The 6,193-nt window shown below is 76.9% G+C and carries 7 protein-coding genes; all 7 read right to left on the bottom strand.

The window, feature by feature from the left end; genetic code table 11:
* On the bottom strand, positions 1–605 hold a 605-nt coding region (locus tag GJV82_RS18925), incomplete at its 3' end, for a primosomal protein N' family DNA-binding protein (RefSeq protein WP_455550363.1).
* 76 nt (positions 606–681) lie between these two features.
* A complete protein-coding gene (metK, locus tag GJV82_RS18920; RefSeq protein WP_024839649.1) occupies positions 682–1,878 on the bottom strand; it encodes a methionine adenosyltransferase in 1,197 nt (398 codons plus the stop codon).
* Positions 1,879–1,941: 63 nt separating this feature from the next.
* Positions 1,942–3,276, bottom strand: a complete 1,335-nt coding sequence (gene coaBC, locus GJV82_RS18915; protein WP_155100291.1) for a bifunctional phosphopantothenoylcysteine decarboxylase/phosphopantothenate--cysteine ligase CoaBC — start codon at positions 3,274–3,276, stop codon at positions 1,942–1,944.
* Between the two features lie 107 nt (positions 3,277–3,383).
* Entirely contained in the window at positions 3,384–3,662 is a 279-nt protein-coding gene (rpoZ, locus tag GJV82_RS18910) for a DNA-directed RNA polymerase subunit omega (protein WP_024839647.1), read from the bottom strand.
* Between the two features lie 177 nt (positions 3,663–3,839).
* On the bottom strand, positions 3,840–4,469 hold the full coding sequence (gmk, locus tag GJV82_RS18905) for a guanylate kinase (RefSeq protein WP_155100292.1): 630 nt from the start codon (positions 4,467–4,469) through the stop codon (positions 3,840–3,842).
* A 73-nt stretch (positions 4,470–4,542) separates the two neighbouring features.
* Entirely contained in the window at positions 4,543–4,854 is a 312-nt protein-coding gene (mihF, locus tag GJV82_RS18900; protein ID WP_021482878.1) for an integration host factor, actinobacterial type, read from the bottom strand.
* 299 nt (positions 4,855–5,153) lie between these two features.
* On the bottom strand, positions 5,154–6,011 hold the full coding sequence (locus GJV82_RS18895; RefSeq protein WP_155100289.1) for a tyrosine-protein phosphatase: 858 nt from the start codon (positions 6,009–6,011) through the stop codon (positions 5,154–5,156).
* Between the last annotated feature and the right edge of the window lie 182 nt (positions 6,012–6,193).

Genomic DNA, 6,193 nt, shown 5'->3' with positions numbered 1-6,193 from the left:
GCGCCCCCGCCCGCGACGTGGGCGAGGAACGCGGCGCCGGCGCGGTACGGGGCCCACACGGAGCCCGCGTCGACGCCGGTCGTCCCCGGCGCCGTCTCCCCCGCCGCGGCGCCGCCCGCAGCCGCCGTCGCTGCCGTCGCCGTCAGGAACGCCTGCTCGGCGCGCGCGTGGCGCGGCGGCACGGCGAGGCGCAGCACGTCCGAGAGGGTGCCCGCGTAGTGGTCGGCGACCGCGCGCGCGAGGCGCGCCACGGCGGGCGCGAGCACCGGCTCGGGCGACACGACGCGGCGCAGCGGCAGCAGGCGGCCGTCGTGGTCCGAGCGCTCGACGCGCTCCAGGACGTACCCGTCCACGTCGCGGCCCGCGAACCGCACCTTGACCCGGGCGCCCGGGCGCGCGTCGTCGGCCATCGTGGCCGGGACGAGGTAGTCGAACGCGCGGTCGAGGTGCGCGGGCGACAGGTCGAGCGCGAGGCGCGCCACGGGCAGCTCCGCGGCGGCCTGCAGGGACGCGGGCGGCGCGGGCGTGCGCGGGGCGGGGGGCGGCGTCACGCCCGGCAGGGTGTCCTGCACCGCCTCCCCGGGCGTGTCCTGCGGCTCGCTCACGACGCCATCGAACCACGCGCCGCCGTCACGGCCGGGCGCGCGGGCGCGACCGGCCCGGGCGGCGGTGCGGGCGTCCTCACACGAGGGACTGCAGGTCCGCGACGCGGTCCGTGCGCTCCCACGTGAACTGCTCGAGCTCGCGCCCGAAGTGCCCGTACGCGGCCGTCGGCGCGTAGATGGGGCGCAGCAGGTCCAGGTCGCGGATGATCGCGGCGGGACGCAGGTCGAACACCTCGCGGATCGCGGCGGTGATCCGCTCGACCGGCACCTTCTCCGTGCCGAACGTCTCGACGTACAGGCCCACCGGGTGCGCCTTGCCGATCGCGTAGGCGACCTGCACCTCGCAGCGGCGCGCGAGCCCGGCGGCGACGACGTTCTTCGCGACCCAGCGCGTCGCGTACGCGGCGGAGCGGTCCACCTTCGACGGGTCCTTGCCCGAGAACGCGCCGCCGCCGTGCCGGGCCATGCCGCCGTACGTGTCCACGATGATCTTGCGGCCCGTGAGCCCCGCGTCGCCGCGCGGCCCCCCGACGACGAACGTGCCCGTCGGGTTGACGAACAGGCGCGTCGCGCTCGCGTCGAGGTCGAGGCCCGCGGCCTCGAGGACGGGCGCCACGACGTCGTCCGCGACGAGACGGTGCAGGTCGTCCTGGCGCACGTCCGGGTCGTGCTGCGTGGACAGGACCACCGTGTCGAGCGTGACCGCCCGGTCGCCGTCGTACCCGATCGTCACCTGCGTCTTGCCGTCCGGGCGCAGGCCCGGCACCGTGCCGTCGCGGCGCACGAGCGCGAGGCGCTCCGCGAGCCGGTGCGCGAGCCACACCGGCAGCGGCATGAGGCTCGGGGTGTCGTCGCTCGCGTACCCGAACATGAGGCCCTGGTCGCCCGCGCCCTGCGCGTCGAGCGGGTCGTGCGCCCCCTGGTCGTCGCGCTCCTCGAGGCTCTTGTCCACGCCCTGCGCGATGTCCGGCGACTGCTGCCCGATCGACACCGAGACGCCGCACGAGTCCGCGTCGAACCCGATGGCCGACGAGGTGTACCCGATGCGGCGCACCACGTCGCGCACGATCTGCGGGATCTCGACGTACGCGTCCGTGGTGACCTCGCCCGCGACGTGCACGAGGCCCGTGGTCACCATCGTCTCCACGGCGACGCGCGACGTCGGGTCCTGCGCGAGGAGGGCGTCGAGGATGGAGTCGGAGATCTGGTCGCAGACCTTGTCCGGGTGTCCTTCGGTGACGGACTCGGACGTGAAGAGACGCAGATCAGCCATGCCGCACAGCCTACTGTCCCGAAGCGTGGGCGCGGGCATCCGGCAGTCGAGACGAGACGCGGGTCACTCGGCGGCCGGGAGCAGGCTCGGCGACGCCCCGGCGCCACCGCCCGCGGGAGACCCGGACCCCGCGAGCCGCGCGGCGACCGCGTCCCACACCGCGTGCGCGACCTCGCGCTTGGTGCCGCTCGCGACGGCGACGACCTCGCCGCCGCCGTCGACCACCGTCACGTCGTTCGCGTCCACGGCGAACCCGCGCCCCTCGCCCACCGCGTTGACGACGAGCAGGTCGGCGCCCTTGCGCTGCGCCTTCGCGCGCCCGTGGTCCAGCACCGACCCGTCCGCGTCGCCCGTCTCCGCGGCGAACCCGACGACGACCTGGCCGTCACGCAGCCGGTCGTGCGCGAGCTCGGCGAGCACGTCGGGGTTCTCGACGAGCGCGATCGGCTCCGGCCCGCGACCCGGCACCTTCTTGATCTTCGCGTCCGGGGCGTGGGCCGGACGGAAGTCCGCGACCGCCGCCGCCATGACCACGACGTCCGCCGTCGCCGCCCCGGCGCGGACCGCGTCCCGCAGCTGCGCCGTCGTCTCGACCGGCACCACGTCGTCGAGCCCGTGCTCGCGCACGAGGTCCGCGACGTCCGGGGCCAGGTTGGCGGCCACGAGCGTCACCCGGGCGCCCCGCGCCTGCGCGGCGGCCGCGAGCTCCACGCCCTGGCGGCCGCTCGACCGGTTGCCGATGAACCGCACCGGGTCGATCGGCTCGCGCGTGCCGCCCGCCGACACCACGACCCGCCGGCCCGCGAGGTCGCCCGCGGGGGCCCCGCCGGAGGCCGGCGCGTCCAGGCCCGCCCCGTCCGCGAGGGCCCCGGCCTCCGCCGCGACCCGCAGCGCGACGCGCGCGATCTCGTCGGGCTCCGGCAGGCGACCCGGGCCCGTGTCCGCGCCCGTCAGGCGACCCGCCGCCGGCTCGATCACGTGCACGCCCCGCGCGCGCAGCGTCGCGACGTTCGCGACCGTGGCCGGGTGCTCCCACATCTCCGTGTGCATCGCGGGCGCCATGACGACCGGGCAGCGCGCGGTGAGCAGGGTCGAGGTGAGCAGGTCGTCCGCGCGGCCCGACGCCGCGCGCGCCAGCAGGTCCGCCGTGGCGGGCGCGACGACCACGAGGTCCGCGCCCTGGCCCAGCGCGACGTGCGGCACGTGCTCGACGTCCTCGAACACCTGGTCCGTCGCCGGCTCGCCCGACAGCGCCTCCCACGTGGGCGCGCCCACGAAGCGCAGCGCGGCCGCCGTGGGCACCACGCGCACCCGGTGCCCCTGCTCGCGCAGCAGCCGCAGCAGCAGCACGGCCTTGTACGCCGCGACCCCGCCGCTCACCCCGAGCACGATCCGCATGTCGCTCCTCCGACTCGTCCTGGGCGCCCGCCGTCCGCGGGCGCGGCGCGTCCGCCCGCGGACGCACGAACGCCGCGCCCTCCGGCGGAGGTGCGCGGCGTGCGGGCTCAGGCCTCGGGGGCCTCTTCGGGCTCGGCCTGGATGGTCAGCAGGCCCGCGTTGATCTCGCGCATCGCGATCGACAGCGGCTTCTCCTGGTTGCGCGTCTCGAGCAGCGGGCCGACGTTCTCCAGCAGGCCCTCGCTGAGCTGCGAGTAGTACGCGTTGATCTGGCGCGCGCGCTTCGCCGAGTAGATGACGAGCGCGTACTTCGAGTCGACGTGCTCGAGCAGGTCGTCGATCGGCGGGTCGGTGATGCCCTCGGGGGCGGCGACGGTTCCGGACACAGTTCGCTCCGTGGGTTCAAGGGTCTGCAGCCGGGCGCTGCAGCTGGTCGATGGCGGCGGCGCGTGCGCCGCTCCGTCCGGGGCCGGGCCGCCGCCGCGCCACGTCCGGGGACGGGCCGCCGACCGGGCCGTCGGCCCACCGGGGAGCGCGCCCGCGCGCGGGCACCGCAGGACAGTCTACTCGGTGTGCTGCTCGGTGCGCCCGGTCGGCACGGGACCCGCGCCCTGCGTCGCGTCCACGGGCCGGGGCTCGAGGCCCATGACGCGCACGAGCTCGTCGGTCGCGCGGTGCACCTCGTCGTTGACGATGACGTGGTCGAACTCCGACTCCGCCGCGAGCTCGACGCGCGCCGTCGTGAGCCGGCGCTCACGCTCCTCCGCGTCCTCCGTGCCGCGGCCCACGAGCCGCCGGACGAGCTCGTCCCAGCTCGGCGGCGCGAGGAACACGAACCGGGCCTCGGGCATCGAGGCCCGCACCTGCCGCGCCCCCTGGAGGTCGATCTCCAGCAGCGCGGGCACGCCCGCGGCGAGCTTCTCCTCGACCGCGCGCCGGGGCGTGCCATAGCTGTTGCGCCCGTGCACGACCGCCCACTCGAGCAGCTCACGGTCCGCGACCATGCGCGCGAACTCGTCCGGGCCGACGAACAGGTAGTGCACGCCGTCCACCTCGCCCGGCCTCGGGTCGCGCGTCGTCGCGGACACCGAGAGCCACACCTCGGGGTAGCGGGCCCGGATGTCGGCGGACACCGTCCCCTTCCCGACGGCGGTCGGTCCCGCCAGGACGGTCAGGCGTGCGGGTCCGGGCAGGGTGGACGGGGAGGCCGGCTCCGCCGCCCCCTCGGGGGCGTGCGGCGTCGGCTCGGACGGGTGCGCGGAAATGTCAGCCAAACCTCTCGATGAGGGCCGCGGACTGGTGGGGGCCGAGGCCGCGGACACGACGTGTCTCGGCGATCCCGATCTCCTCCATGATCGCCCGAGCCTTCACCTTACCCACGCCGGGCAGCGACTCCAGCAACGAGACGACCTTGAGCTTGCCGATCATGTCGTCCGTCTGGCCGCGCTCGATGACCTCCTTCAGGGAGCCCTGGGAGTACTTGAGCCTGTTCTTCACCTCGGCGCGGACCCGCCGGGCCTCCGCGGCCTTCTCGAGCGCCGCTGCACGCTGTTCTGGGGTCAGGGGTGGAAGTGCCACGCAAGTCACCTACTCGTCGTCAGGCGGATGGGCCCACACAGTCGTCCGGGTGCGCCCACGAGGAGCCCGAATCGGGTGAATCACCCGGGCGACCTGCGCCGACGCACGGAGCCGACCCCTCGAACGTAGCGAGCCTCGACCGATCGGGCAACGACTGGGCATGGCGCGTCGCACGCCCCCGCCGCGCGGGGAGCGAGCCTCCTCGCCTCCGCACGCCCGCCCGCGCCCACCCCCGCCCGAGCCGGCCATCCGTGTCCCGGCCCTGCCCGTCCGTGACCTGCCCGGCCCCGCGCCCCGGTTCAGGACGCGACGAGGCGCGCCACGAGCGCGTCGCGCACCGGGGTCGTCACGCCGCACGCCACGAGGTAGCCGTCGACGCTGCCGTGCTCGCGCGCCGCGAGGTCCCACGCCGCCGCGAGGTAGTCGGGCTCGACCGTCAGGAGCGGGGCGAGCGCGTCGGGCGACAGCCCGGGCAGCGGCGGCACCACGGCCGCGAGCCCGTCCGCCGCGGCGGCGCTCGCGAGGTACTCCGCCATGCGGTCCTCCTCCGCGACGCCCGCGACGTGCTGCGCGAGCGCGACGACCCATCCCGTGCGGTCCTTGCCCGCCGAGCAGTGCACGACGCTCGTGCCGTCGCAGGTCGCGACGTCGGCCAGCACGCGGCCCACCGTGGCGCGCACGCCCGGGTCGGTGACGAACGTCGCGTACACGCCGTGCATCATCCGGCGCGCGACGCCCGCCGGGTCGTCCGCCGCGAGCAGCCCCGCGACGAGCGCCGCCGGGTCGGCCGACGCACCCGTCGTCCCGCCGGCCCCCGCGCGCATCCCCTGCGCCGGGTCCATGCCGCGACGCAGCACCCGCACCCCGCCCGGCACGGCGTCGGCGCCGTCGCGCGCGAGCTCGTCCGGGCCGCGCAGGTCCACGACGGTCCGCACGCCGAGGTCGGCGAGGGCCGCCTGCCCCGCCGGCGTCAGGCGCGACAGGCTCGCCGTGCGCAGCAGCACGCCCGTGCGCAACGGCTCGTCGTGCCCGACGGGGACGGCCCTCCCGCCGACGTCGCGCGCGTTCCACGTGCCCGGCACGTCGAGCGCCCCGGGCACCGCGCCGCCCGGGTCGGGGGCGGCGGGGACGGGCGGGACGTCGTCGCGCGAGGTCATGGGCGCAGTCTGGCACGCGCGACCGCGACCGCGACCCCGGTTCGCCGGGAGCCCGTGCGGACGGACGACGGCGGCACGTCGGGCGGCGACCGCCGGGCGACGCGCCCGGGCCCGGGCCCGGGCCCGGACGCAGACGACCGCGGGCCGGCACCCGTGGGGTGCCGGCCCGGTGGTCGTGCGCG

Source organism: Cellulosimicrobium composti (assembly GCF_009711085.1).
In the GTDB taxonomy this organism is placed as follows: domain Bacteria; phylum Actinomycetota; class Actinomycetes; order Actinomycetales; family Cellulomonadaceae; genus Cellulosimicrobium; species Cellulosimicrobium composti.
The sequence above is the reverse complement of the archived record's forward strand: the minus strand, read 5'-3'. Positions and strand labels throughout refer to the sequence as shown.